The 25,902-nt window shown below is 72.3% G+C and carries 19 protein-coding genes; 6 read left to right on the top strand and 13 right to left on the bottom strand.

The window, feature by feature from the left end:
- Positions 1-242 precede the first annotated feature (242 nt).
- A complete protein-coding gene (glnA, locus tag HNR22_RS11215; protein ID WP_179780309.1) occupies positions 243-1,667 on the bottom strand; it encodes a type I glutamate--ammonia ligase in 1,425 nt (474 codons plus the stop codon).
- A 263-nt stretch (positions 1,668-1,930) separates the two neighbouring features.
- Between glnA and HNR22_RS11210 the strand changes: the two genes are divergently transcribed.
- On the top strand, positions 1,931-2,329 hold the full coding sequence (locus HNR22_RS11210) for an RDD family protein (protein WP_179780308.1): 399 nt from the start codon (positions 1,931-1,933) through the stop codon (positions 2,327-2,329).
- Between the two features lie 323 nt (positions 2,330-2,652).
- Here the strand turns inward: HNR22_RS11210 and HNR22_RS11205 are convergent, their stop codons facing one another.
- Positions 2,653-3,339 (bottom strand): DUF4191 domain-containing protein, encoded by a 687-nt coding sequence (locus HNR22_RS11205; RefSeq protein ID WP_091407420.1) that lies wholly within the window; start codon positions 3,337-3,339, stop codon positions 2,653-2,655.
- A 207-nt stretch (positions 3,340-3,546) separates the two neighbouring features.
- Between HNR22_RS11205 and HNR22_RS11200 the strand changes: the two genes are divergently transcribed.
- Positions 3,547-3,717, top strand: a complete 171-nt coding sequence (locus tag HNR22_RS11200) for a hypothetical protein (RefSeq protein WP_179780307.1) — start codon at positions 3,547-3,549, stop codon at positions 3,715-3,717.
- 125 nt (positions 3,718-3,842) lie between these two features.
- Positions 3,843-6,740, top strand: coding sequence for an ATP-binding protein (locus HNR22_RS11195; RefSeq protein WP_343059778.1), 2,898 nt, complete (start codon positions 3,843-3,845; stop codon positions 6,738-6,740).
- A 39-nt stretch (positions 6,741-6,779) separates the two neighbouring features.
- Here HNR22_RS11195 and HNR22_RS11190 read toward each other — a convergent pair whose 3' ends face one another.
- Positions 6,780-8,447, bottom strand: a complete 1,668-nt coding sequence (locus HNR22_RS11190) for a hypothetical protein (protein ID WP_179780305.1) — start codon at positions 8,445-8,447, stop codon at positions 6,780-6,782.
- Between the two features lie 53 nt (positions 8,448-8,500).
- Positions 8,501-9,496 (bottom strand): lipoyl synthase, encoded by a 996-nt coding sequence (gene lipA, locus HNR22_RS11185; RefSeq protein ID WP_179780304.1) that lies wholly within the window; start codon positions 9,494-9,496, stop codon positions 8,501-8,503.
- A 453-nt stretch (positions 9,497-9,949) separates the two neighbouring features.
- Here lipA and aspS point away from each other — a divergent pair, with 453 nt between their 5' ends.
- Positions 9,950-11,236, top strand: a complete 1,287-nt coding sequence (gene aspS, locus HNR22_RS11180) for an aspartate--tRNA(Asn) ligase (RefSeq protein ID WP_179780303.1) — start codon at positions 9,950-9,952, stop codon at positions 11,234-11,236.
- 45 nt (positions 11,237-11,281) lie between these two features.
- On the opposite strand, the gene HNR22_RS11175 is transcribed toward aspS, so the two are convergent.
- The 4 genes from HNR22_RS11175 to HNR22_RS11160 form a co-directional block, all read right to left on the bottom strand.
- Positions 11,282-11,674: a VOC family protein gene (locus HNR22_RS11175; protein ID WP_179780302.1), complete on the bottom strand. Its 393-nt coding sequence runs from the start codon at positions 11,672-11,674 to the stop codon at positions 11,282-11,284.
- A 52-nt stretch (positions 11,675-11,726) separates the two neighbouring features.
- Positions 11,727-12,368 carry a lipoyl(octanoyl) transferase LipB gene (gene lipB / locus HNR22_RS11170; protein WP_179780301.1) on the bottom strand — a complete coding sequence of 214 codons (642 nt, stop codon included), beginning with the start codon at positions 12,366-12,368 and terminating at the stop codon, positions 11,727-11,729.
- Between the two features lie 81 nt (positions 12,369-12,449).
- Positions 12,450-13,736, bottom strand: coding sequence for a hypothetical protein (locus tag HNR22_RS11165; RefSeq protein WP_179780300.1), 1,287 nt, complete (start codon positions 13,734-13,736; stop codon positions 12,450-12,452).
- Between the two features lie 57 nt (positions 13,737-13,793).
- Entirely contained in the window at positions 13,794-15,626 is a 1,833-nt protein-coding gene (locus HNR22_RS11160; RefSeq protein WP_179780299.1) for a DUF6311 domain-containing protein, read from the bottom strand.
- Between the two features lie 219 nt (positions 15,627-15,845).
- Between HNR22_RS11160 and HNR22_RS11155 the strand changes: the two genes are divergently transcribed.
- The gene (locus HNR22_RS11155) at positions 15,846-17,081 is read left to right on the top strand and encodes an extracellular catalytic domain type 1 short-chain-length polyhydroxyalkanoate depolymerase (RefSeq protein WP_179780298.1); all 1,236 of its coding nucleotides are present in this window, start codon (positions 15,846-15,848) and stop codon (positions 17,079-17,081) included.
- 100 nt (positions 17,082-17,181) lie between these two features.
- Here HNR22_RS11155 and HNR22_RS11150 read toward each other — a convergent pair whose 3' ends face one another.
- The 4 genes from HNR22_RS11150 to HNR22_RS31655 all read right to left on the bottom strand — a co-directional run bounded on the left by HNR22_RS11150 (position 17,182) and on the right by HNR22_RS31655 (position 23,306).
- Positions 17,182-18,081, bottom strand: a complete 900-nt coding sequence (locus HNR22_RS11150; RefSeq protein WP_179780297.1) for a TIGR01777 family oxidoreductase — start codon at positions 18,079-18,081, stop codon at positions 17,182-17,184.
- Positions 18,082-18,238: 157 nt separating this feature from the next.
- Complete coding sequence (locus tag HNR22_RS11145) at positions 18,239-18,478, bottom strand: hypothetical protein (protein WP_179780296.1); 240 nt, start codon at positions 18,476-18,478, stop codon at positions 18,239-18,241.
- 197 nt (positions 18,479-18,675) lie between these two features.
- The gene (locus tag HNR22_RS11140) at positions 18,676-19,038 is read right to left on the bottom strand and encodes a DUF6086 family protein (RefSeq protein WP_179780295.1); all 363 of its coding nucleotides are present in this window, start codon (positions 19,036-19,038) and stop codon (positions 18,676-18,678) included.
- Complete coding sequence (locus tag HNR22_RS31655; protein WP_281374154.1) at positions 19,035-23,306, bottom strand: polymorphic toxin-type HINT domain-containing protein; 4,272 nt, start codon at positions 23,304-23,306, stop codon at positions 19,035-19,037. Before HNR22_RS31655 ends, HNR22_RS11140 begins: the two co-directional genes overlap by 4 nt.
- Positions 23,307-23,980: 674 nt before the next feature.
- On the opposite strand from HNR22_RS31655, the gene HNR22_RS11125 reads away from it, so the two are divergent.
- A complete protein-coding gene (locus HNR22_RS11125; RefSeq protein ID WP_179780293.1) occupies positions 23,981-24,832 on the top strand; it encodes an NmrA family NAD(P)-binding protein in 852 nt (283 codons plus the stop codon).
- Positions 24,833-24,862: 30 nt separating this feature from the next.
- Here HNR22_RS11125 and HNR22_RS11120 read toward each other — a convergent pair whose 3' ends face one another.
- A complete protein-coding gene (locus HNR22_RS11120; protein WP_179780292.1) occupies positions 24,863-25,861 on the bottom strand; it encodes an aldo/keto reductase in 999 nt (332 codons plus the stop codon).
- Between the last annotated feature and the right edge of the window lie 41 nt (positions 25,862-25,902).

Raw genomic sequence — 25,902 nt, 5'->3', positions numbered from 1 at the left:
TGTGGGGCGCGGGGCCTGCGGGCGTGAGGCCTGAGGGGCGCGCGGCCTGAGGGGTGCGCGGCCTGAGGGGCGCGGGGTCTCCGCGGCGCGGGAGCTGTGGGACGTGAGGCGTGCGGGGCGCGGGCATGGGGTGCGGAGTCGAGGGCGGGGGAGGCAGAAGCTGAGGCGCGGGGGCGGGCGTGTAACGGGCCGGGCCGGCTCCGCGATCGCGAAGCCGGCCCGGCCGGTGGTGCGGTGACTGCTCAGCAGTCGTAGTACATGGCGAACTCGTGCGGGGTCGGGCGCAGGCGCACCGGGTCGACCTCGTTGGCGCGCTTCCAGTCGACCCAGGTGGAGATCAGGTCGGGGGTGAAGACGCCGCCGTCGAGCAGGTAGTCGTGGTCGGCCTCGAGCGAGTCGAGCACGGCCGACAGCGAGCCCGGCACCTGCTTGACATCGCCCCACTCCTCCGGCGGGAGGTCGTAGAGGTCCTTGTCGATCGGCGTCGGCGGCTCGATCTTGCTCTTGATGCCGTCGAGGCCGGCCATCATCATGGCCGAGAAGGCCAGGTAGACGTTGGCCGACGGGTCCGGGACGCGGAACTCGACGCGCTTGGCCTTCGGGTTGCTGCCGGTCACCGGGATGCGGGTGCAGGCGGAGCGGTTGCGCTGCGAGTAGACCAGGTTGACCGGTGCTTCGAAGCCCGGCACCAGACGACGGTACGAGTTGATCGTCGGGTTGGTGAAGGCCAGCAGCGACGGCGCGTGGTGCAGCAAACCACCGATGTACCAGCGGGCCATGTCGGACAGGCCGGCGTAGCCGGTCTCGTCGTAGAACAGCGGCTCACCGTTGAGCCAGAGGCTCTGGTGGGTGTGCATGCCGGAGCCGTTGTCACCGAAGAGCGGCTTGGGCATGAACGTCGCGGTCTTGCCGTTGGCCCAGGCCTCGTTCTTCACGATGTACTTGAAGAGCTGGAGCTGGTCACCGGCGTGCAGCAGGGTGGAGAACCGGTAGTTGATCTCGGACTGGCCGGCGGTGCCCACCTCGTGGTGCGAGCGCTCCACGTTGAAGCCGGAGTCCACCAGGCGGCGCACGATGGAGTCGCGCAGGTCGGCGTAGTGGTCGACCGGCGGCACCGGGAAGTAGCCGCCCTTGTACGCGGTCTTGTAACCACGGTTGCCGCCCGGCTCTTCGCGGCCGGTGTTCCAGGCGCCCTCGATCGAGTCGATGTAGTAGAACGACTGGTGCGCCGAGGTCTCGTGGCGGATCGAGTCGAAGATGTAGAACTCCGCCTCGGCGCCGAAGTAGGCGGTGTCGGCGATGCCGCTGGCCGCCAGGTACGCCTCGGCCTTCTTCGCCACGTTGCGTGGGTCGCGGCTGTAGGCCTCGCGGGTGAACGGGTCGTGGATGAAGAAGTTCAGCGCGAGAGTCTTCTGCGCGCGGAATGGGTCGATGAACGCGGTGGCGACATCCGGGAGCAGGAGCATGTCCGACTCGTGGATCGCCTGGAAACCGCGGATCGACGAACCGTCGAACGCGAGGCCGTCGGTGAAGAGATCGTCGTTGACGGACTCGACCGGCAGGTTGAAGTGCTGCATCACGCCGGGCAGGTCACAAAAACGAACGTCGACGAACTTCACGTCCTCGTTCTTGAGGTATCGCAGCAGTTCCTCGGGGTTGGCGAACACACATCCTCCTGGCACGTCCACGGGGTGGCTAGGCTTCTGGCGACGCTATGGCCGGGGGGTTGCCCGGCCGTGTCTCCGTTGTTTCTGCCGTGTTACGTCCCTCGCGGAGCGTCAGCGGCGCTCCTGTCCACGCCTTCGGCCCGCCGCGAACGTCGTACCGACTGTGCCAGTGTAGTGACATCTGATGCCTTTGGTCGCAATCGGCACGCAGCGGCGGCGGCACCCGGCGAGCTCTCGTCGCGACGCGGATACCCTTGATCGCTGTGACCAATCCGCACGTCCCGGCAGCGCCGGCCACCGACCCCACCTTCACCCCGCCGACCCTCGGACGCCGCTTCGGGGCGCTGATCATCGACTGGGTGCTCTGCCTGCTGGTGTCCAACATCTTCGCCGACCCGGTACGTGACGGCTGGGCGCCGGTGCTGGTGCTGGTCCTGGTGTACGGCGTCTTCCTCGGCCTGTTCGCCCAGACCCCGGGCATGTACGTCACGAAGATCCGTTGCGTGAACTGGCACGACGGCGGTCGGATCGGGGTGCTCCGAGGGTTGATCCGCGGCCTGTTGCTGGCCCTCGTCGTCCCTGCGCTGATCATGGATGAGCACCGTCGCGGCCTGCACGACCGGCTCGCCGACTCGGTCATCGTCGACGCCCCCAGAAGCTGAGGAGATCCGAGTCGAGGCTGATCCGAGCTACCACGATCGGCAAGATCGCGCTCGATCCAGGATCTAGTGGCATCCGGCCGCGCACGAGACCACTACATCCTGGATCGAGCACGATCTTGGCCGGGGGAGCCGGCGCGGCGCAGTGGGCGGCCAGGGGAGCCGGCGCGGCCCGGCCCCGGCGGGAGGCACGGCCCGGCCCCGGCGGGAAGCACGGCCCGGCCCGGCGGGAAGCACGGCGCGGCCCGGCCTGCGCGACGCCCGGGGGCGTACGCCAAAAGAGCCGGACCCACACGGGTCCGGCTCTTTCGCGTACTCCTTGGGGGTCAGCGGCCCCGCGACTGGCGGAAGGCGCCCGGCGGCCGCATGTTCTTCGGGATCGCACCCTTGGGCATCTGCGGTCGAGCGGTGAGCGCCTTGAGTCGCTTGTCCAGCGAGTTGACGTCCTTGCCGGAGAGCGCGCGGGGCAGGCGCAGCAGCGTCGTCCGCAGCTTGCGGATCGGCAGCTCGCCCTCCTCCTGCCCGATCACGTAGTCGTGCAGGGGAGCGGAGCCGATCACCTTGGACAGCCGCCGCTTCTCCTGCCCGAGCAGGCCGCGCACCCGCTGCGGGTTGCCCTCGGCCAGCAGGATCACGCCCGGGCGGCCGATCACCAGGTGGACCATGTCCATCTGGGTGGTCGAGCTGACCGCCGGGGTCACCCGCCAGTCGCCGCGCATGTTCTCCATGATCTGCGCCGCCGCGCCGGGCTGGCCCTCGGCAGCGTTCATCATCGCCTTGTTGGACCGCAGGTTGAGCACGATCAGCACCGCGAGCAGGACGAACAGGATGCCGATCGGCAGCCAGATCCAGCTCCAGAGGATGACCGCGACCACGGTGAGGGCGAGCGGGATGAGCACCGCGGCGGCGACCAACGGCGCGAACCACCGGTCCTGCTTGGCGGTGAACTGGAACACCATCCCGATCTGCTTCAGCCGCTGGCCGAACGAGACCTTCTCCTGGGGCTTTGCCATGCCGCAGAGTCTAGTGGTCGCCGCCCGCCCCGTTGATCCGCGTCCGGGTGCCGGGGCAGCTGAGTACCTTACGTCTCCTCACCGCCGGAGAACGGACGGGTAAGGAGGGTGCCGGCCGGGAAGATGAGGCGCCGTGCCCATGCCCGGGTGGGGCCTTCGCGCGAAGAGTCGTCAGCAGAAGACGACGACGCCACGAAGGAGCCCGACATGTTCGGCAACGACGTAGATTTCCTGCTCTCCCTGCACCGTACGCACGCCGCCGAGCTGCGCGCCGAGGCGGCCGCGGAACGGCTCGCCCGGGCGCTGCCGCGTCCGGCCGGCCGCGGTTGGCTGGGGCGGCGCAGGCACGCCGGCCGCACCGGCGACGCCCGCCGGTGACCGCGCCCGCCTCGGCTGCCACGGCGCCCGCCGTGCCGGCCGGCCGGCACGACGCCGCCCCGCCGCCCGGCCACCGGCCGATCGGCGGGGCTGTCGGCGAGGGACGTCATGGCATGCTCGAACCTGTGACCGTACGTGCCGCCAGTTCCGTCCTCGTCGGCCGCCATCGTGAGATCGCGGCGCTGCGCGACGCGCTGGGCCGCGCCCGGGTCGGCGAGCCGACCACCGTGCTGGTCGGTGGCGAGGCCGGCGTGGGCAAGACCCGGCTGCTGGAGGAGTTTGGTGCCTGGGCCACCGACGGCGGGGCGCGGGTGCTGGTCGGCCAGTGCCTGGAGCTGGGCGAGGCGGGCCTGCCGTTCGCTCCGTTCGCTGCCGCGCTGCGCGCGGTGCTGCGCGCCGACGGCCCCGAGGTCTTCGCCGGCTACGAGGCGGAGTTCGCCCCGCTGCTGCCGGAGCTGGGACGGGCGTCCGCGGCGTTGGCCGGCCCTCGTGCCGTCGCGCTCAGTGACGCCCCGCGCGGCTACCTGTTCGACCTGGTCGCCGAGCTGTTCCAACGACTCGCCGATGCCCGCCCGCTGGTGCTGATCATCGAGGACCTGCACTGGGCCGACCGCTCCACCCGGGACCTGATCGGCTTCCTGGTCCGGGCGGCGCGCCCGGGTCGCCTGCTGCTGGTCTGCACCTACCGCACCGACGAGTTGCAGCGCGGGCACCCGCTGCGCCCGTTCCTCGCCGAACTGGACCGCGCCCGCGGTGCGGAGCGGGTCGAGTTGGGCCGACTGGATCGCGACGGCACCGGCGCGATCCTCGCCGACCTGCTCGGCGCCGAGCCACCCGCCCGGGCCGTCGACGATGTCCACGGCCGCACCCAGGGCAACCCCTTCTTCATCGAGGAGCTGGCCGTCGCCGGTGACCCGATCGGCTGCGCGGCGCTCCCCGAGACGCTGCGCGACCTGCTGCTGGCCCGGGTGGACCGGCTCCCCGAGCCGACCCAGCGGGTGCTGCGCATCGCGGCTGCCGGCGGCACCCGCTTCGCCCATGACCTGCTCGCCGAGGTCGCCGGGCTGCCCGAGGCCGAGCTGGAGGACGCGCTACGCGTCGCCGTCGCCGCCCAGTTGGTGGTGGCGAACCCCGACGGTGACTACGAGTTCCGGCACGCGCTGGTCCGCGAGGCCGTGCACGACGAGTTGCTGCCCGGGGAGCACGCCCGGCTGCACGCCCGCTTCGCCGCCGCCATCGAGGCCCAGCCGCACCTGGTCGCCGCCGGCCGGGCCCCGGCGGAGATCGCCCACCACTGGTACGCCGCGCACGACCACCCGCGGGCCCTCGTCGCGGCACGGGCCGCAGCGGTCGCCGCCGGTGGCCGGTACGCGTACGCCGAGCAGCGCCGACTGCTGGAGCGGGCGCTGGAGCTGTGGGAGCTGGTGCCCGACGCCGCCGACCTGCTCGGCATGGACCACCTGGCGTTGCTGGAGCAGACGCTGGCCGCGGCGGTCACGGCCGGCGACTTCAGCCGGGCCATCACGCTGACCCGGGCCGGCCTGGCCGAGGTGGACGCCGACGCCGCACCGCTGCGCGCCGCCCGCCTGCTCAACCAGCGGGGTCGGCTGATGGCCCTGCTCGGCAAGAGTGACGGTCGCCGGGAGCTGGATGAGGCGTACCGGCTGGCCGCTGGCGGCCCCCGGGGAGCGGAGCGGGTCCGGCTGCTCGCCGACATCGCCGCGCACCTGGTCAAGATCGACCCCAAGCAGGCGGCCCGGGTGGCCGCCGAGGCCGCCGTTGACGCCGAGGCGTTCGGCGAGGACGTCGCCCTGCTGCACGCGCGGCTCGCCCTGCTCTGCCACGGCGAGCGGGACCTGGAGCGAGGGCTGGCCGAGCTGAGCCAGGCCGAGGCCGTCGTCCGTGCGTCCGGGGACGCGTCGGGGCTGGTGCTCGCCCGGGTGTACCAGTCGGACGTGCTGTGCGAGCTGGGCCGCTACGCCGAGTCCGCGCAGGCTGCCGAGGCCGGCGTCGCCGAGGCGCGTCGGGTGGGGATCAGTCGCTCCACCGGGGCGTACCTGCTGTCCAACCGGGCCGAGGCGTTGATCGCGCTGGGTCGCTGGGACGAGGCCGAGGTGGTGTGCGCGGAGGCCGCGCGGATCGACCTGTCCGGCGTCACCGGCCTGCACTGGCTCCAACTGAGTGCCGGGCTACGGCTGGCCCGCGCCCACCCGGGCGCCGACGAACTGGTCGACCGGGCGCTCACCTTCCTCGGCCGGCCCTACCTGTGGCCGAGCCACCGACTGCCCCTGCACGAGTTGGCGATCGAGGCGGCGTTGGCCGCCGACGACAAGGTGGAGGCGGTCCGGGCGGCGCGGGTCGCGGCTGTCGACGAGAGCCTGCCGCAACTGCCCCGCGAGGGTTGGCCGGTGCTCAGCGCCGTCGCGCGTACCGCCGCACGGGTGGGCGACCGGGACCTGTCGGTCGCGGTGGCGGCGCTCGCCGCCGACCTGCCCGTCCGGCACCCGGCGGCGCGGGCACACGCCGCTCAGGTCGCCGCCCTGCTCGCGGTCGGCGACCAGGCGCTGCCGGCCTGGCGGAAGGCGGTCGACGCGTGGCGGGTCGACGGGCAGCCGTACCCGCTGGGTCGCGCGTTGCTGGCGCTCGCCGAGTCGGCTGCCGCCGCCGGGGAGCGCGACGAGACGGCCGCCGCGGTCACCGAGGCCGCCGAGATCGGCCGACGGCTGGGTGCGGTGCCGCTGGTCGAGGCGGCTGCCACCCTGGCGCGGCGGGTCGGCCTGCGCACCATGGGCCAGGGCGGTGCCGGCGCCGACCTGCTCACCGCGCGGGAACGGGAGGTGCTGCGACTGGTCGCCGAGGGGCACAGCAACAGCCGGATCGCCGAGCAGCTGTTCATCTCCCCGAAGACGGCCAGCGTCCACGTTTCCCGGATCATCGCGAAGCTGGACGTGACCAACCGGGTGGAGGCCGCCGCCCTGGCGCACCGCCTCGGCCTGCTCACCGAGCCGGCGGCGTCGCACTGACGCGCACCCCTTTGTCGCACTGACGCTTAGCCGGCGAGGTCACTGCGGCAGGTAGATCCGCCAGCCGTCGATCGTGACCAGGTCGAGGCTGCCCGGGTTGGCGCGCTGCCGCTCGTCGAGCGCGTTCGCCAGCGGTGAGCCGGCCGGTGCGACCCAGGCTGGCGCCGAGGCCCTGTCCACCTCCCGCCGGTACGCGGGGTAGCGGTCGAAACCGGGGCGCAGCGCGTCGTCGACCACCGCGCAGACCACCTGCTCCGCAGCGGCGAAGGTGAGCCGGTTGCAGGTCCAGTAGCCGGCGCGCACCTGCCCTACGCCGAGCTGCCGCAGGGTGCTGACCAACTCGGCGTGCCGGGCCTCGGCGGCCCGGGTGGCCGGCGCGGTCTGCGCCGACCGCCAGGTGGCCTGGGCGGCGGTGCCCAGCGTGGCCGCGAGCAGCGCCAGGGCGACCAGCCGGGCCGGCGTCCGCCCGAGGCCGCGCCGGCCGGTCGCCGACGGGCCGCGCCGGGCCACCGTCCACACCGGCCAGAGCAGCGCCGGCAGGGAGATGAGCAGGCAGGACAGGTAGCGGGAACTCTCCACCGGGGTGAGGCCGGCGGAACTGCTCACGGTGTACGCCCCGAGGGTGACCACGGCGGCCAGCACGAGCGCGAGCCGGATCGCCGCCGCCACCCGGGGTGCAACGAGCACCGGGTCACCAGGATCAGCGGCGGGGCCGGCTGGCGAGGCGGGATCGGTGGGCGGTCGGCGTAGTGCCCGCCAGGCGGTGACGGCACCGAGGGCCAGCAGCAGCGGCAGGGCGAGCGCCCACCAGAGTTGCCAGGTGGCGCACTGCCCGGGAGCGCAGAAGCCCATGCCCAGCGGCGGGCCGATCAGCAGGCCGCCGTGCAGCCGGTTCGCCCAGCCGGCGGTGGCGTTCGCGCCGCTGGCGGCGAGCACCGCGTGCAGCGGGTTCCGCCCGTTCAGCAGGCTGTGCAGCAGCAGCGGGGCCGCCCCCAGCACGGCGGCCGCCCCGAGCAGCGCACCGGCGGCCCCCCGCAGCTCCCGGTGGCAGAACCCGACGAGCACGGCCCCGGTCGCCACCACGTACGGCAGCACGAGCGGGTCGACCCAGAGCATCAGGCCGGCCAGGAACCCCCACGCGGCCCACCGCGCCAGCCGCCACCTCGACCGGCCGGCGGCCAGATCCACGGCGAGGACGGCCAGCGCCACCCCGGCGGCGTTCATCTCGGGGTAGCCACCGCCGGCGATGAGCTGGTTCTTGACGATCCGGTCGGAGCCGAGCGCCAGCAACGCCACCACCAGCAGCCCGAACCACCGGTCCCCGGTCAGCCGCAGCGTCAACCGCCAGGACAGCAGCAGGAACAGCAGGTACAGCGCCAGGGTGGGCAGCCGCAGGCCGAGCAGCGACGGCCCGCCAGCCAGCGCGAACACCGGCGCGGCCAGGTACGCCTCCAGCGTGCCCATGTACTGCTGGCCGTAGAACCAGACCGGGAAACCCTCGCCTCGGGCGATGTGCAGCGCGGCCAACCCCATGGTGGCCTCGTCGCTGTTCGTCGGCGGAGCCGCCTGACCCAGCAGCCAGAGCCGGTAACCCACTCCGGCGAGCACGGCGAACCCGGTGAGCCAGCCGACCAACCCGAAACGCGTGCCCGGCCGCGGGCGCGGGGAGCCCGCGCCCCGCGGCTGCTGGCGTACGCCGAGGGTCATTCCACGATCATGGCATCCGGACGCCGAACGGCCGTGCGGCGCCGCCGGCGGGGTCAGCCCGCGGTGGCGACCGGGATGGCGGCGCGGGCGTCGAGCGCCTGCTTGTAGAGCCGGCCGGCCCGGTACGACGAACGCACCAGCGGCCCGCTCATCACCCCGGCGAAGCCGATCTCCTCGGCCTCCTCGCGCAGCTCCACGAACTCCTCCGGCTTGACCCAGCGGGTCACCGGGTGGTGCCGGGGCGAGGGGCGCAGGTACTGGGTGATGGTGATCAGCTCACAGCCGGCCTCGTGCAGGTCGCGCAGCGCCTGCGAAACCTCGGCCCGCTCCTCGCCCATGCCCAGGATCAGGTTGCTCTTGGTGACCAGGCCGTCGGCGCGGGCCTGCCGGATCACGTCCAGCGAGCGGTCGTAGCGGAACGCCGGCCGGATGCGCTTGAAGATGCGCGGCACGGTCTCCACGTTGTGGGCCAGCACCTCCGGGCGGGAGCCGAAGACCTCGGCCAGCTGCTCGGGGACGGCGTTGAAGTCGGGGATCAGCAGCTCGACGCCGCAACCCGGCTGAAGGGCGTGGATCTGTCGGACGGTCTCGGCGTACAGCCAGGCGCCGCCGTCGGGCAGGTCGTCGCGGGCGACGCCGGTGATGGTGGCGTACCGCAGCCCCATCGAGACCACCGACTCGGCGACACGACGCGGCTCGTCGGCGTCGAACTCGGCCGGCTTGCCGGTGTCGATCTGGCAGAAGTCGCAGCGCCGGGTGCACTGGTCGCCACCGATGAGGAAGGTGGCCTCCCGGTCTTCCCAACACTCGTAGATGTTGGGGCAGCCGGCCTCCTGGCAGACGGTGTGCAGCCCTTCGCGCGAGACGAGCCCGCGCAGCTGGGTGTACTCCGGGCCCATCTTGGCCTTGACCTTGATCCATGGCGGTTTGCGCTCGATCGGCGTCTCGGCGTTGCGCGCCTCGATCCGCAGCAGACGCCGCCCCTCGGGGGCCGCCGTTGCGGTGCGCGCTGCCTGGCCGGTCGTCGGCGCGGAGTGCTCGATCGTCACGAAAACGAGCCTACGCCGGACGGCGGGTATCTATGTGCGTCGGGCGACCGGCGTCACGCCCCGAACGTTGTGACGCCGGACACCGGGGTGTCGAAAATGTGCGTCACACGAGCGGGATTCGGGTGCTACGGTCACCGCCAACAGCGACGACGGAGCCGAGTAGCGCGCCGACCCGCCAGTGCAGAGAGCCGCCGGTGCTGAGAGGCGGTCTGGCGCCGGTGCGCGAAGACCCTCCCGAGCTGCGGGAAGAACGGTTGCGGGTCACCCGTGCCCAGTAGAGCCCGCCCGGCTGGCCCCGGTCATCAGGCGACGAACGAGGCCCTCGCTTCGGCGGGGGTGAAGGTGTGGTGGCACCGCGAGGTTCCCGCTCGCCCACACCTCCCTGGGGCTGATGCGACGCTTCGCCGCCCCAGGGCGGCGAAGGCGTGGCGATCGACCGAGGAGCAGCCCGCCATGCAACGAACCCTGTCCCACCACCTGCCCACCCGGATCGGCACGACCGTGCGGATCGCCGGCTGGGTGCACCGCCGCCGACTGCTCAAGTCGGTGGCCTTCCTGATCGTGCGCGACGCCACCGGCCTCGCCCAAGTGGTCGTCACCGACCCGGCCGTCCGCGCCGAGCTGGAGAAACTCACCGAAGAGACGGTCGTCGAGGTCACCGCGACGGCCACCGCGAACGAAACGGCGCCCGCCGGGGTCGAGCTGACCGACCCGACGGTACGTCCACTGGGGCCGCCCGCCGTGCCGCCACCGTTCGACCTGTACCGGCCCGCGCTGACCGCGAGCCTGCCCACCCAGCTCGACAACGCGCCCACCGCGCTGCGGCACCCCACCCGGTCGGCGGCGCTGCGGATCTCGGCGGCGGCGGTGGCCGGCTTCCGGGCCGCCCTGGACACCCGGGACTTCGTGGAGATCCACACCCCGAAGGTGGTCAGCTCCTCCACCGAGAGCGGGGCGAACGTGTTCGCGCTGGACTGGTTCGGTGGGCCCGCGTACCTGGCCCAGTCGCCGCAGTTCTACAAGCAGTTGATGGTCGGCGTCTTCGAACGGGTCTACGAGGTGGGGCCGGTCTTCCGGGCCGAGCCGCACGACACCGTCCGGCACCTCGCGCAGTACACGTCGCTCGACGCGGAGCTGGGCTTCGTCGCTGACCACCACGACGTGATGCGGGTGTTGCGCGACACCCTGGCCGCGATGCTGGGCACGGTGGGCGAGCGGGCCGGTGGGGCCCTGGCGACGCTCGGCGTCACGCCGCCGGAGGTGCCCACGGAGATCCCGGAGGTGCACTTCACCGAGGCGCTGACGATCGCCGGCGCGCCCGCCGACGAGCCGGACCTCGCGCCGGCCCACGAACGGGCGCTGGGCGAGTGGGCCCGCCGCGAACACGGCTCCGACTTCCTCTTCGTCACCGGCTACCCGATGGCGAAGCGACCGTTCTACACCCAGCCCGACCCGGAGCGGCCCGCGTACTCGAACGGTTTTGACCTGCTCTTCCATGGTCTGGAGCTGGTCACCGGCGGGCAGCGGCTGCACCGGCACGCCGACTACCTGGCGGCGTTGGCGGCCCGGGGTGAGCCGGTCGAGCCGTACGCCGGCTACCTGGACGCGTTCCGGCACGGCATGCCGCCGCACGGTGGCTTCGCCATCGGCCTGGAACGGTTCGTGGCCCGGCTGGTCGGCGCGGCCAACATCCGGGAGGTCACCGCGTTCCCGCGCGACCTGCACCGCCTGACTCCGTAGGGTGCGCCCTGCCGGCCCACCCGATCGGGTGGGCCGGCAGGGGGTTCAGGCGGGGCCGAGCAGGTCCCACAGGTTGCCGGCGATGTCGCGGAAGACAGCGACCTTGCCGTACGGCTCGGAGCGCGGCGGCTTGACGAACTCGACGTGCATCTCGACCATCCGGCGGTAGGTGGCGTCGAAGTCGTCGACCTGGAGGAAGAACCCGACGCGGCCGTGGGTCTGGTCGCCCACCGCGGACTCCTGCCGCTCGCCGTCGGCGCGGGCCAGCAGCAGCCCGGTGCCGCCGCCCGGCGGGCGGACCACCACCCAGCGCTTCGGCCGCCCGTCATTGGTCAGCGACGGGGAGTCCTCGGCCAGCTCGAAGCCGAGTACGCCCGTGAAGAAGGCGATGGCCGGGTCGTACTCGCTGACGACAACGGTGACGAGGTCGATCTGCATTGGCCCGAGGATAGGCCGGCCCTCGGTCACCCCGGCGCGCGGCCGGGCCTGCTCAGACCGTGACGAGGGTGGCGAGCCGACGCTCGACCACCGGCAGCACGTCGGCGACGCTGATCGGGCGGCCCAGCTCGGCGGTGAGCGAGGTGACACCGGCGTCGCGGATGCCGCACGGCACGATCCGGTCGAAGTACGTCAGGTCGCAGTCGCAGTTGATCGAGAAGCCGTGCAGGGTGACGCCCCGGGCCACCCGGATGCCGATGGCGGCCACCTTGCGGGCCGGCCCCCGGTCGTCGGCGGGCACCCAGACCCCGCTGCGTCCCTCGACCCGACCGGCGGTCAGCCCGAACTCGGCGCACACGTCGATGAGCAGCTCTTCGGTCCGGCGGACGTAGGCGACCACGTCCACCGGGTCGGGCAGGCGCAGGATCGGGTAACCGACGAGCTGCCCCGGCCCATGCCAGGTGATCTTGCCGCCGCGGTCCACGTCGACGACCGGAGTGCCGTCCATGGGCCGGTCCCACGGCTCGGTGCGCTTGCCCGCGGTGTAGACGCTCGGGTGCTCCAGCAGCAGCACGGTGTCGCCGCGCTCGCCAGCCACCACCGACTCGTGCAGGCGTCGCTGCTCGTCCCAGGCGGCCTGGTAGTCGAGCAGGCCGGCACGGACGGCCGTCAGGCCGGGGGTCGTCGTCGTCACGGCGTCCAGCCTAGTCCCGCAATGGGCGATCTTCCCTGGTGAGCCGCCTCACCGGGGCCGCGCCAACCGCAGCGGCCGGGCTCAGGCGCCGGGTGTCGGGGCGGCCGAGCGGCGGCCCCGCAGATGGCGGGTGAGGAGGGCGACGGCGAGCAGCAGTGGGACGGCCAGCACCAGGTAGAGCCAGGGCGGGGCGGCGAACGGTGACGGCCGGGGCTCCGGACCGCCGAACGCGGCCCGGGCCAGCAGGTCACCCGGGACCGCCAGATCGGTCGACCCGACCGGCGCGGTCACCAGCACCTCGCGGTGGCCGCCGGATGACAGCGCGGCGAGGACGGCCTGGCGGTCCGTGTGCTGCTCCGTCCCGCTGACCTCCTGCACCACCGGGTCCCCGCCGCGCCAGCCGACGATCTTGCTGGTCGAGGCGTTGACCGGCAGCGGCGCACCGACGGACTGACCGGTGGTGGCGTCCACGAACTCGATGCGCCAGGTGCGTGTCGCCGTCTGCTCCGGGGTGCAGCCCAGGCCGGCGCAACCGTCGAAGGCCAGCAGTGCGATCCGACTGCCGTCGGGGTGCCAGGCGGCCGGGCCGGCCAGCATCCGTCGCTCACCCAGGTCGACCTGCCAGCGAAGGCTGCCCCCGGCCGGGTCGACGACCACCAGCCGCTGCCGCTCGGCGACCTGCGCGGCCCCGTCCGGTGGACCAGCCACCGCCACCAGGTCGCCGGAGGGTGACCAGGCCGCCGCGTGGTGGGCGGCGAAGGTGCCGGCCGCGACCACCTGCTCGGTGCCCTGGTGCGGGTCGACGACCAACAGGTCGTCGGGCTTTTCCGGGTCGTTGAGCTGCTGATTGTCCGGCCCGTAGCTGATCACCAGGTCGTCGTTGCTGCGGGTGCCGAGCACACGTCGCCCATCCGGCGACCACGCGAAAGGGTGCAGCCCGGGGTTCAGGGTGCGGCGCTGCCGGCCGGTGGTGAGGTCCAGCAACTCGCCGGACTGCGGCCGCAGATAGTGGCGCCCGTCGGGGGAGAGCAGCCCGTGCCCCTCGGCGATGCGGATCGGGATCAGCCGGTAGGCACCGTCCCGGGCGATGAGCACCCCGGTCGACTCGAAATAGCGGGTGCGGTCGGTGAAGAACACCAACGCGGCCGGACCGGCCGGGCGTTGACCCACGGTGGCCTGCCACAGCCACGGATCGCGCACCCGGCTCGGCACCACTCCGGCCGTGCTGGCGGTGACAGCGCTCCCGCCGGCCGCGCTGGCGGTGACAGTGCTGTTCGCGGCCGTGGCGGCTGGCGCGCTGAGCACGACGAGCCCCAGCGCGAGCCCGACCACGGCGGCGCGCCGCAATCGCCCACCGGTCAATCTCATCGGCCCATTAGACGCGACGGCGGTCGGTCGTGGTGCCCCGGCCGGCCGCGTCGCGGTCTACCGATCGGCGGGCGGGATGCGCCACAGCCAGACGTCGTCGACCCGTTGCGGCTCGCCGAACAGGGCGGTGCCGGTGCGCAGCAGCGCCGCCTCGTCGACCTCGAACTTCGCGCCGTGCACCTCGTCGGCGAGGACCACCGTCTCGATGCGCCAGTGCCGCAGGTCCGACTGGACCTCCCGGATGGTCCCGTCGGTCACGATCGGCACCAGGCCGGTACGGCCGGCCTGGTCCATCAACGCGCTCAGGGTGCGCGGCACCGGGCCGATCCGGCCGCGCCCGTCCGGCCCGCCGGGGCCGAGGAAGAACCCGCCGGGGATCTCGAACTCGCCCTGCCGGTGCGACAACGCGTACGCCTGCCAGCGCTGGCCGTCCGGGTAGATGTCCACGGTCAGCGGCACCGGGGTGAGCACCCCGTCCGGTGAGACGTAGTGGCGCCACGTGCCGGAGGTGATGAACCGCGGGATCGGTTCCCGCTCGTCGGTCAGCAGCGGGGTGGGCAGCAGCGGCACCAGCGCCACCGCGAACCCGACCAGCCAGGCCAACTCGGTGGAGCGGTGCCGGGGTGGCGCGGTGCGCAACTGGTCGACGGCGTACGCCAGCAACAGCCCGATCACCGGCGCGACCACCAGCGCCAGCCGGGCGGGCAGCGCGGCGTTCACCACCGGCAGTTGTCCGAGTAGGTCGAACGGCATGGGAAGGTCGGTGCGTCGCCCGTCGACCTTGGCGATCGGGCCGAAGGAGAGCACCGAGAAGATCAGCGCGACGACGCCCAGCGCCCAGAGGGTGGCCCGGCGGCCCGGGTCGGCCCGCCGCCAGAGCGCGACGAAGCAGACCACGGTGAGCACCAGCAGCGGGATGCCGAAGAAGGAGTTCTCCTCGGTCGGGTTCGGTGCCAGCGAGGTGCCCAGCCCCACCTCACCGGCCAGCGAGCGGCGCGGGAAGGCGGCGAACGCCGCGATGTCCTCGGAGTGGATCACCGGGTCGAAGCCGGTGCCGTGGAACCGTTGCGGCCCGGCGAAGTGCAGCCACAGCGGGTACGACAGCAGCACGCCGGCGACCACGGCGGTCACCCCGAGCCCCCGCAGGAAATTGGGCAGCGCGGCGCGTGCCTCGGCCCGGTTGGCCGGGTGCAGCGCCCAGACGGCGACGAACACCCCGAGCGCCAGCGCGGTGAAGAACAGCCCTTCGGCGGCGATCGAGAAGGCCACCGCGACCAGCACGCCGAGGATCACCCCGTCGCGGAGCCAGTGCCCGGCTCGGCGCAGCGCGAACAGCCGCCAGATCAGCAGCGGCACCAGCCAGCCGGCGGTCCAGTTCAGGTGCGCGTTGGCGTGCGAGACCATGCCGGGGGAGTAGGCGATGAACAGGGCGCCGATCCCGGCGGCCAGCCGGCTGCGGACCAGGTGCCGGGAGAGCAACCAGTACCAGACCAGCGCGGTGGCGAGCAGGTTCAGGGTGAGGATCACCAGGAACGTCGCCGGTGGCCCGATCAGGTACGTGAGGGGGGCGAAGACCACCGCGTACACCGTGATCGAGGTGTTGACCGCGAGGTTCACGCCGTCCGGGACGTTGATCAGGTACGTGAAGAGCGGGTTGTCCCCGTGGGTGACCGCGTGCCCGCCGAAGGCCAGCAGCCACTCGAAGAGCGCCTGGTCGCTGGAGTTGACCGTGATGGTCCGGGTGTTCGGGTCCCGCCACAGCCCACTGGTCACCCAGACGGCGAGCGCGAGCGCCACCAGCACGACGATCAGGTCGGCCCGGCGGTCCCGGACGACGCGCGGCGGTGACGCTGGTGCGGGCCCGGTGGCCAGCGACGGGGAGGACGGCACGCAGCGGACGTTACCAACCGGACCTGGACGGGCCGGTCAGACCTGCAAGGACAGGACCGTTGGGGACGGATTCGGCCCGCCACGTCGACGGTCTGACGTACACAGCGTCCGTCGTGAATGTGTGAGCGCGCCCCATGTCATCGCGGCGACACATCGTCGTAACGTCTCGGCAATTCGACCGTGACCCAGTTCACAGTCCGCCCCCCTCAGGAGGCCGCCGTGCGCCGCTCCTCATCCACCATCACCCGCCTGGTCGGCGGGCTCGCCGGGCTCGCCCTCGCCCTGGCCGGCGCGGTCGCCATCGCCGCCCCCGCCCAGGCCGCCACCCTCACCCAGGTCACCGGGTTCGGCTCCAACCCGGGCAACCTCGCCATGTACGCCTACCGGCCGGACAACCTGCCGGCCAACTCCCCGGCCGTCGTCCTCCTGCACGGGTGCACCCAGAACGCGTCCGGCTACTTCGCCAACTCCGGCTGGCAGAAGTACGCCGACCAGTGGAAGTTCTCGCTGATCGTCGCCCAGCAGCCGTCCGGCAACAACGCCAACTCCTGCTTCAACTTCTTCGAGTCGGGCGACACCACCCGCGGTCAGGGTGAGGCGCTGTCGATCAAGCAGATGGTCGACCACGCCAAGGCGAACTTCGGGGTGAACGGCTCCCGGGTCTTCGTCAGCGGCCTCTCCGCGGGCGGGGCGATGAGCGCGGTCATGCTCGCCACCTACCCGGACGTCTTCGCCGCCGGATCGATCATCGCGGGGATTCCCTACCGCTGCGCCACGAGCATGGTCAACGCGTTCAGCTGCATGAACCCGGGCGCGGACAAGACACCGGCCGCCTGGGGCGACCTGGTCCGTGGCGCGTACTCCGGCTACACCGGCCCGCGACCCCGGGTGGCCATCTGGCACGGCACCTCGGACACCACTGTCACCCCGCTCAACGGCACCGAGTCGCGCGACCAGTGGACCAACGTGCGGGGGGTCTCGCAGACCCCGAGCAGCACCTCCTCGCTGCCCGGCAACACCAGCCTGGAGGTGTACGGCAACGACGACGTACGTCTCTACCGGGTCTCCGGGATGGGCCACGGCACTCCGGTCGACCCGGGTTCCGCAGCCGAGCAGTGTGGCACCGCCGGCGCGTACTTCCTGGACACCATCTGCTCGACGTACCGTGACGCGCTCTTCTTCGGCCTGAACGGCGGCGGCACCAACCCGACCCCCACCCCGACGGCCACGCCGACCCCCACGGCCACCCCGACGCCGACTCCGACGCCGACGCCGACCGTGCCGGCGACCTGCGTGACCGCCAGCAACTACGCGCACGTGGCGGCCGGTCGGGCGTACCAGTCCGGTGGCTACGCCTACGCGAACGGCTCCAACCAGCGGATGGGCCTCTACAACACCTTCTACACCAGCGCCCTCAAGCAGACCGCCCCCAACTACTGGGTGATCGGCTGCTGACCACGCCCGGGCCGACCCTGTCGATCATGAAGTTGTTGCCACGACACGCCGAGGCGGGTGGCAACAACTTCATGATCAACGCGAACGGCGACAGGGTTGTTCAGGGGGTCAGGGCCGCCTGGAGGGCTTCGGGGAGGGTGGGGTGCTGGTAGCGGTAGGCGGCTCTCGTCAGGACGCCGGGGAGGACGCGGGTGCTGGTCAGGGCCTCGTGGGAGAAGCCGCCGAGGGCCACCTTGAGCGCCAGTGCGGGGATCGGGATGATCGCCGGACGGTGCAGCTGTCGGGCCAGCTCGCGGGTGAACTCGGCGTTGGTCACCGGGTTCGGCCCCACCACGTTGACCGGGCCGGCGACCTCGTCGTGGTCCAGCAGGAAGAGGGTCGCGCCCAGCCAGTCGGCCATCGAGATCCACGGCAGCCACTGCCGGCCGCTGCCCAGCCGGCCGGCGATGCCCAGCTTGAATGGCAACAGCTGCGGCTTGAGCAGCCCGCCGTCGCGGTCCAGTGGCAGGCCGGTGCGCATCCGGATGACGCGTACCCCGGCGTCCTCGGCTGGCCGGGTCGCGGCCTCCCACACCCGGCAGACGTCGGCCAGGAAGCCCTCACCGGCCGGCGCGTCCTCCTCGACGGCCCGGTCGCCGGTGTTGCCGTACCACCCCACGGCCGAGGAGTTGAGCAACACCCGCGGTCGGTCGGCGGCGGGAAGCCCGGCGATGGTGACCGCCAGTGTGGTGGTGCTGTCCACCCGGCTGGTCCGGATCAACCGCCGGTAGTCGTCGTTCCAGCGCTTGTCACCGACGCCCGCGCCGGCCAGGTTGACCACCGCGTCCGCCTCGGTGACCACGGCGGGGTCGAGCTGCCCGGCGGCGGGGTCCCACCGCCGCTCCTGCGGGTCACGCGGCGGCCGACGGACCAGTCGGGTGATCTGGTGCCCGTCCGCCGTGAGCCGGTCGGCCAGCCGGGTGCCGAGGAAGCCGGACGCGCCGGCCAGAAGGATCCGCATGCTCATATCTTCGGGTACGGAGGGCAACTTGGATGCGTCCTGCCCGTGCACTCCCTCGTCGCGACAGCGTGCCTCCCGCGTTCCGCGATCTTGCACTTGATGTCCCCGCGAAGGTGGATGCCGGCCCGTGAACGGGTCGGCATCCACCGTTGACGCGTCAGTCGACGGGCGGCGCCGTGCACTCCTCGATCAGCACCCAGGCGTTGAAGAACTTCGGCTGCGGACCGAAAAGCGCCCCCAGATGGTGCGTCGGAGGTGCATGGCGGTCGTCCTCGGGCAGCCAGACCGAGTCGCACTCCGGGCACAGCAGGAACACGCGCCCGTCCTCACGAACCCGGTACCAGGTCTGCCAGTCCTGCCCGCATGCCGTGCAGGCGACCCGTGGGGAGTCGTTCACACACACCCTCCTCGGATCCGCGCCATCGACCCAGTATCGGCCCACGCCCGAGCCGCCGGCCACGCAGGTGGCCGCCGATCTGCCGAGGGGCCAACCTCCGGATTGGGCAATGCGGGCGCAGCGATAGGGGCCAGTCCTCTGCTTGGGAGGACCGGCCCCTACAGCCCGACCACGAAGCGACGGCCGGTGCGAGATTTCTAGACAGGCATGGTGGGCTCCAGCGCGGCAGCCTCGGCGAGCAAGGCGTCGATCACCTCGCTGCCGGCCGGCGGACGGGGCGCGCCGGCCCGCTCCAGCAACACCAGGGAAACCAGGAGGACCCCGCGTAGCAGCTGCGAGAGGGTGGGGTGGCGGCCCTCGTTGTAGAACTGTAGAAGGCGGTCCACGAAGGTCGTGAACGTCGTTGGATCGAGATCGCAGCTGCCGTTGCGGAGCGGCGTCAGACCTGACGCCGTCCCCACGACCTCCGCCACCGACTGGGCTTGGCCGAGGTATACCTGGCCGACCCGGAGCGCGGGATCCCACACCGGTGTCTCGGCGGTCTGGAACGGATAGCTCATGAGGCGAACTCAATCTTCAATTGGACGCCAGCCTCTTCGGCCAAACGAGTCAACCTCTCTGTGATGACCGTGCGTGTCTTCGCGTCGATCTTTTTGTTGGTGAAACGGAAGCCGATGACTGCGTCGCGGTAGTCAGCGGGGAGGATCGTTCGCGCCTTCAGGTACTTGGCGAACTTCCCGTCAATCTCCTTGGCGAGCCATTCATCGTCCCCCCACCACGGGATTCCGCCCTTCAGCTCCCACAGCTCGCCGTTTTCGATGCTGTCGATGTCGGTGACGATCCGCTTCGTGACAGGGTCCATGACGTCGTACTCGATCTCACCGTCCAGGCAGCCACCCACATTGTGTACCAGCAGCGCGGTCGAGCCGGCGGCCACGTAGTAGGTGTGGGTTTCGGCAACGGTCAGGTTGTGCATCACCCGCGGCCCGTCGAAGGTTCGGACGCCGGCCACCTGGACCGGTTCGCCGTCCGGATTGCGCAGGGTGCTGCCTACCGTCAGGTCCGCGGCGTCGACCCAGCGTCGGACAGCGGCGTCCCAGAATGGGTGATGCGGCGTGGTGTGAACGGTTACCGCCGCCCCGCCGGCCGGTGCAACCGTCACGTCGGTGAGGGCCGGATCGGTGCTCCGAATGAGGCGGGTCACGGGCTGGGCGGCAGATACACCCGTCGTGGGGTCCGTGGCCAGGACCCGATCGCCGACCCGTACGTCCGCGATGGGTTTGCTGCTGCCGTCGGCGAGCAGCACCGGTGTGTCGGCGGAGAAGCTGTTGGGGGTCAGGCACGAGTTGAGCCGCAGCTCACGCCGCGCCTTGTTCACCGTCTTGAGGTCCGCCTCTGCCTGTTTGGCGGCGCGGCTGAGGTCGTAGAGGTGCTTGGCGGCCTTGAAGCCGGCGCCGACGAGTTTGGCGATGCCGGCGAACGCTAGTGCTTCCAGCGCGACGGCGCCGAGCTGCATCAGGGTGTCCGCGAGTGACTGGTCACCGTTGATGTACTTGTAGATGCTGAGGCCGATTTCGCCGATCGTGACCAGGCTGCCGGCGACGATGCCGCAGACCACGCTCAGGACGCAGCCGATGCCGAGAGCGATGGCGACGGGAGCCAGGATCATGGCGACGCCCTGCAGCACCGCGGTGAGCATGACCAGCGTCTGTCCGCCCCGGAAATCGGGGGCCAGGACGGTGGCGAGGCAGTTCTTGGCGAGTTGGCTGCCGTCGGGGTAGACGCTGCAGTAGGCAGAGTTGGTGTAGGCGCGTTTCGCCAGCTCGGCGGGGTCGGCGATGACGTTGCGGACGCACTTCTCGGCGAAGTCACCCCGCTCACCGGTGAGTAGCTTCTCCCATTCGCCCAGCGGCCCCTCGGAGGTGTATTCGACGCTGCATTTCTGGATTTCCACGCCCTGGGCCGACTCGTACCGCTGGTAGGCGTCCTTGGCGGCCGCGACCGCCTCCTGGGCGCTCTTGCCGGCGGCGACAGCCGAGTTGTACGCGCGGGTGGCCGAGGCGTGGGCCTCGGTGGCGGACTGGATGGCCTGCTCGTGCGACAGGACGGCCCAGGACGCGGAACGGATCGCGCTGCGCGCCGACGCGGACGCCCGGGTCGCTGCCGCCTTGGCGGTCCGGACCGCGGCGGCGGCCTTCTCGGCCGACTGGCTGGCCTGGTCGGCGTACTGCGCGGCCTGCGTCGCGTACCCGGCGGCCTTCTGCGCCGACACGGCCGCCTGATTGGCGTATTCCGTGGCGGCGGCGGCGTCCTTCCGTGCCTGGGCTGCGACGGACTGCGCCGTCATGGCGTCCTGCACCGCCGTCTGCGCGATCTGGTTGATCCGCTGCACCAGGCCGGCGACCACGGCCAGGTGCGCCGCGCCGTCCTGGTCGCGCTCGGCTGCGGCGTAACGGCCCTCGTCGAGGAACTGCCGTAGCCCTGCCGGCGGCCCGTCCAACGCGATCTGCGCGGCGGCCTTCACCTCGGGACCACTGTCCGAGCTGGCCAGGATCGTGTTGACCTGGATCCGCTGGCCGATGGCGGCGGCCGTGTGCTGGCCGGAAGCAATGAACTCGCGCAGCTTCTGCCCGTCCCCGGAGTCCAAGGCTTCCTGCGCCTTCTGCGCCAGATAGGTGTCGCCAGCCGTCCGTGCCGCTGACGCGATCTGGTTGACCTTCAACCGGTCCTGCGTGTACCGGCCGGTGTAGTTCTGGGTCTGCAGGAACTGCGACACCTGCGCGTCGCTGCCCTGCAACGCGGCGAGGGCCGCGTCCCGCAACCCGGTGTTGTCCGTGACAGCCAGTTCCCGTACGGCCACCCGGTCGTCCTGCCCGGCCGCCTCGGCGATACCGGTGCGGACGAACTCCATCACCTGCGCGTCGGCGCCGGCGAGCGCGGCCATGGCCGCTTCCCGGGTCCACGTGCCGGACGCCTGGCTGAGGTTCAACGCCACCTTGCGGGCCTTAGTCACCGCGACGGCCGGGTCGGTGGCGGGATTGAGGACCTCGGCGATGAGCTGGTTGGTCGCCGCGTCACGCTCGGCGGCCTGTACCGCGTCCCACTTCGCCGCGGCCTGCGCCTGGTCGTACTGTGCGGCGGCCTGGCGGGCCGTCTCCGTACCCTCGTCCTGGGTGACCGCAAGCCGCTCGGCGTCCGCCACGCGCGCCGCGTCGTAGATCTCGATCGCCTGGCTGGCTGTCTCCACCGCGGCCTGAGCAGCTGCGGTCGCCGCGGTCGCTGCCGCGGTCGCCCGTGCCGCGGCGGTCGCCGCGTCACCGGCGTGGTTCGCCGCGTCGATCGCCGCGTCGGCGGCCTCCTCCGCGTGCTGCGCGGCCCGGTTCGCCGCGTCCCGAGCGCGGGCGGCCGCCGTGGCCGCCACCCGGAGGTATCGCTCCGCCGTGTCGGCCGCCCGCAGAGCCCGGTCCGCGTCCGCCCGCGCCTGCTTCGCTGCCGCGATCGAATCCTTGGCGTCCGCGCCGGCCGCATTCGCCCACCGGGTCGCGTCGTCGTTGGCGTCCGAGGCCAGCTTCGCGTTGTACGCCGCCGACCGCGCCGCGTCCAGGGATTCCAGGCCCGCCTGAATCGCCTGCCCCGCCAGGTTCGCGCTGGCGGCGAGGCCCCTCGTCACGCGCGCGGTGTCCCGCGCCTCCTGCGCCCGCACCCGGGCCGTGTCCGCTTTCGTCGCATCCGTCGCCGCGCCCGCCGCCGCGTTGTAGGCCCGGGTCGCCGCCCGCTCCGCCTGCGATGCCGCCGACGCCGCCCGCTGCGCCGCAGCGGCGGCCGCCCGCGCCGCCCGGTTCGCCGAGGCCGCCGCCTGCACCGCCACCTTCGCCGCCGACGCTGCCTTCTGTGCCGCCACCGCGGCCCGCTTCGCCTGCGCCGCCGCCTCGGCCGTGTCGTTGCGCGCCGCCTCCGTCGCCGCAGCCGCCAACTCCGCCGAACGCTTGGCCGCCGCTGCGGCCTCCTTCGCCCGTGCCGCCTCCGATACCGCGCGCTCGGTCTCCTGCTTCGCCAGGTCGCCATGCGCCTGCGCCTGCGCCTGCAACGCGGTCAGCGTCTCGGTCTCCTGGTCACGAGCCGCCGCCACCGACCACCCGCCGTCCAGGAACGACTCCAACGCCTCCGGCGTCCCCGCGTCCAGCGCCTTCTGCCCGGCTGCCCTCACCTGTGGCCCGCCGGTGGCCATCGCCTGGTTGACACGCACGCGCTGATCCGTCAACCACCGCGACTGCCAACCCGAGTCCGTGAACTGCCGCCACACCGCCGGGTCTTCCGAATCCAACGCCTGCTGCGCGGCTGCCTTGACCTGATCCCCACCAGCCGCCATCAACTGGTTGACCCGTACGCGGGTGTCGGTGTTCGAGGGCGGCTGCCAGCCGCTGTTCAGGAAGGTCGAGAGCGCGTCAATGTCACCGGCATCGAAGGCGTTCAAAGCCGTCTGTGCCGCCGCCCGTACCGCCGGCCCGGACTCGGCGATCACCGACACGACCGCGTCCCGCTCATCGAGCCGCTGCGCCTTCGCCCAGCCGTCGCTCACGAACGCCCGGATGTCGTCGTCGGAGCCGACCAGGGCCAGTTCGGCGGCGGCCCGCACCTTCGTGCCGCCGTTCAACCATGCCTGCACCACCGGCGTGCGCTCTGCGGCCGCGGGTGGCGGCTCCGCCGCCCGCGCCGGGTGCGCCGGAAGAAGACCGGCCAGCAGGGCGAGCGCCGTGACCTGCGCTACGGCGGCCCGTCGCCACCCCGTTCGGTGGCGCCGCGCCGGTGGCGCGACAGCCGCGGACATTCTCAGAACCATGTCTGCTCCCCGTGAAGACGCGCGCCGCCACCGTATGGGGGGCGGCGCGGCAATGAACATCGAACGGAGGACGGACCCGATGGACCGGCGGGATGGCGGATCCCGGCTCCACGCCGGCGCCGCCGCGTCGACGTGTGGTTACGAGTGATTGCCGCCTCCTGGGCCAACATCGCCGGCACGCCGGCGGCCGTACGCACAGGAACACGCTGCGTACGATGTGGACTGACGCCACGCTACAAGTGCCGGTTCGGCGGCGCTGTCCCGCTAAATGTGCCCGGCGTCACATTGATGGATCACGCTGGAGGCGGCGGTCGGCGCCGGCCAGGGCCGGAGTCCGGTGTTGTCCGCCCTGGTCGAGGACGATCGATGCGGTAGGCCTCGGCTGACGTCACCGGCTGCACAGCAATGGCAGGCAGAGAAATCTGGGCGGACCATCCGGACCAAGCGGGAAGCCGCAGGTCAACCAATGTTCCCGGAGCCGAAAACGGCCGCCGCGCGCTGTCGACGGTCAGCGCGTTTCCGCAGGTCAGAGCGAACGTGAATGCCATGTTCGCGATTGCTTCCGGCATCGATCTGGCTGAGCATGAGCCATCCGAGAGCGCCCCCGGGATGGCGGGGTCGGCTCGCCGTGCCCGCCGTCGGGCGATCCCTGAGGAGGAACCATGCCGATCCTGGTGACCGGAGCGACCGGGACCGTCGGAGGCAGCCTGGTCCGGCAACTGGTCAGCACCGGCCACGACGTACGCGCACTGACCCGCGATCCCGCGTCGCCGGCGGCCACCGCGCTGCCCGACCGGGTGGAGGTGGTGGCGGGTGACTTCGCCAGGCCCCACACGTTGGTCGCGGCGCTGCGCGGCGTGACGCGGATGCACCTGGTCGCGATGGACGGGTACGGGCCGCTGACCACCGGCGCGGAGATCCTGGAGCTGGCCCGTCAGGCCGGCGTCCGCCGGGTCACCCATCTCGGCCACAACGATCCGAGCCGGGCGGACGACGACCCGATCGAGGCCCCCCACCGGCCGCTGCACCGGGCCGTCGAGAACTCGGGCCTGGAGTGGACGCACATCTTCCCGGGCGAGTTCATGGCGAACACCCGCGAGTGGGCGGCCGGTATCCGCACCGAGGGGGTGGTGCGGGCGCCGTTCGGGGACTGGAACAGCGCGCTGGTCCACGAGGCGGACATCGCCGCGGTCATCGTGGCCGCGCTGACTGAGGACGGCCACGCCGGCCGGGTGTACCAGCCGACCGGGCCGGAGCCGGTTCGCCGCCGCGACGCGGTCCGGATGATCGGCGAGGCGATCGGCCGCCCGGTGCGCTTCGACGAGCTGACCCCGGAGCAAGCCCGCGAGTACTGGAAGGACCACTACCCGACCGAGGTGATCGAGTGGTTCCTGGAGATGGGGCGTCATCCCGACGGCAGCGGCTGGGTCGCCCCGGACGTCGAGCAGGTGACCGGACGCCCCGGGCGCACGTTCCGGCAGTGGGCCGCCGAGCACGCGGACGACTTCCGGTGACGGCGCCCGGGGCGAGGGCCGCTGCGGCGGTCAGGCCGCGTGGGCCGGGCGCAGGTCGGCGAGCAGTCGCTCCACCTCGGCGTACGTCTCGGCGCTCAGCGGGCCGAGCGTCAGGGTCGCCAGGTTCTCCTCGGCCTGGGCCACCGTGCGCAGGCCGGGGATCGGCACCGTACGAGAGCTGCGCGCCAGCAGCCAGCCCAGCGCGCCCTGTGCGAGGGTCCGCCCGTCGGCGGTGAGCGCCGCGCGGACCTGCTCCACCCGGGCCGCCCAACGCGGCGTCGGTCGGCCGTCGGTGAACCACTCCAACCACTCCGGCGCTCGCCCGCGCACGTCGTCCGCCCCGACGGCCCGGGTCGACCCGGTGAGCAGCCCCATGGCCAGCGGCCCACGGTTGAGGCTGGCCAGGTCGTGGGTGTCGCAGACCGCCAGCACCGCCGCGTTGTCGCGCAGCACCGACTCGTCGTGCTGGATGGCGGCGCAGTGCGGGCCGGCCGCCGCGAACGCCTCCGCCGAGGCGGGGTCGTCGGTGCTCCACCCGTACGCGCGGATCTTGCCCTGGTCGACCAGGGCCTCCAGCGTGTCGACCAGATCGAGCGCGGCGGGCACCGACAGCTCGTTGATGTGCAGTTGGTAGAGGTCGACGTGGTCGGTGCCGAGGCGGCGCAGCGAGTCCTCCAGGCTGCGTACCGCGAAGGCCGGGCTGGCGTCGGTGCCGAGCGCCCGCCGAGTGTTCTCCTCACTGACGTTGCCGAACTTGGTGGCGATCACCGCGCTGTCGCGCCGGCCGGCCAGGGCCCGGCCGAGGATCCGTTCGCTGTGCCCGGCGCCGTAGTTGCTGGCCGTGTCGAACAGGGTCACCCCGAGGTCGAGTGCCCGGTGGATGGTGCGGATCGACTCGTCGTCGTCGACCTCGCCCCAGCCGAACGGCTGCCCGTCGTCACCCCAGAGCGGGCCACCGATCGCCCAGCACCCCATGCCGATCGCGCTCACCTCGATGCCGCTGCGTCCCAGCGTCCGTGTCGTCGTCATGGTCACCAGCCTCCAACCTGGAGTGCGCTCCAGGTCAAGCA

Source organism: Micromonospora jinlongensis (assembly GCF_013410645.1).
In the GTDB taxonomy this organism is placed as follows: Bacteria; Actinomycetota; Actinomycetes; order Mycobacteriales; family Micromonosporaceae; genus Micromonospora; species Micromonospora zamorensis.
This window is presented reverse-complemented; position numbering and strand designations above follow the sequence as displayed.

Bases quoted from the DNA above. Each gene is read 5' to 3' on its own strand.
- HNR22_RS11205 (WP_091407420.1), bottom strand. From the start codon at position 3,339: ATGGCAAAGCCCCAGGAGAAGGTCTCGTTCGGCCAGCGGCTGAAGCAG.
- HNR22_RS11200 (WP_179780307.1), top strand. From the start codon at position 3,547: ATGTTCGGCAACGACGTAGATTTCCTGCTCTCCCTGCACCGTACGCAC.
- HNR22_RS11190 (WP_179780305.1), bottom strand. From the start codon at position 8,447: ATGACCCTCGGCGTACGCCAGCAGCCGCGGGGCGCGGGCTCCCCGCGC.
- aspS (WP_179780303.1), top strand. From the start codon at position 9,950: ATGCAACGAACCCTGTCCCACCACCTGCCCACCCGGATCGGCACGACC.
- HNR22_RS11175 (WP_179780302.1), bottom strand. From the start codon at position 11,674: ATGCAGATCGACCTCGTCACCGTTGTCGTCAGCGAGTACGACCCGGCC.
- HNR22_RS11165 (WP_179780300.1), bottom strand. From the start codon at position 13,736: ATGAGATTGACCGGTGGGCGATTGCGGCGCGCCGCCGTGGTCGGGCTC.
- HNR22_RS11150 (WP_179780297.1), bottom strand. From the start codon at position 18,081: ATGCGGATCCTTCTGGCCGGCGCGTCCGGCTTCCTCGGCACCCGGCTG.
- HNR22_RS11140 (WP_179780295.1), bottom strand. From the start codon at position 19,038: ATGAGCTATCCGTTCCAGACCGCCGAGACACCGGTGTGGGATCCCGCG.
- HNR22_RS31655 (WP_281374154.1), bottom strand. From the start codon at position 23,306: ATGTCCGCGGCTGTCGCGCCACCGGCGCGGCGCCACCGAACGGGGTGG.
- HNR22_RS11125 (WP_179780293.1), top strand. From the start codon at position 23,981: ATGCCGATCCTGGTGACCGGAGCGACCGGGACCGTCGGAGGCAGCCTG.
- HNR22_RS11120 (WP_179780292.1), bottom strand. From the start codon at position 25,861: ATGACGACGACACGGACGCTGGGACGCAGCGGCATCGAGGTGAGCGCG.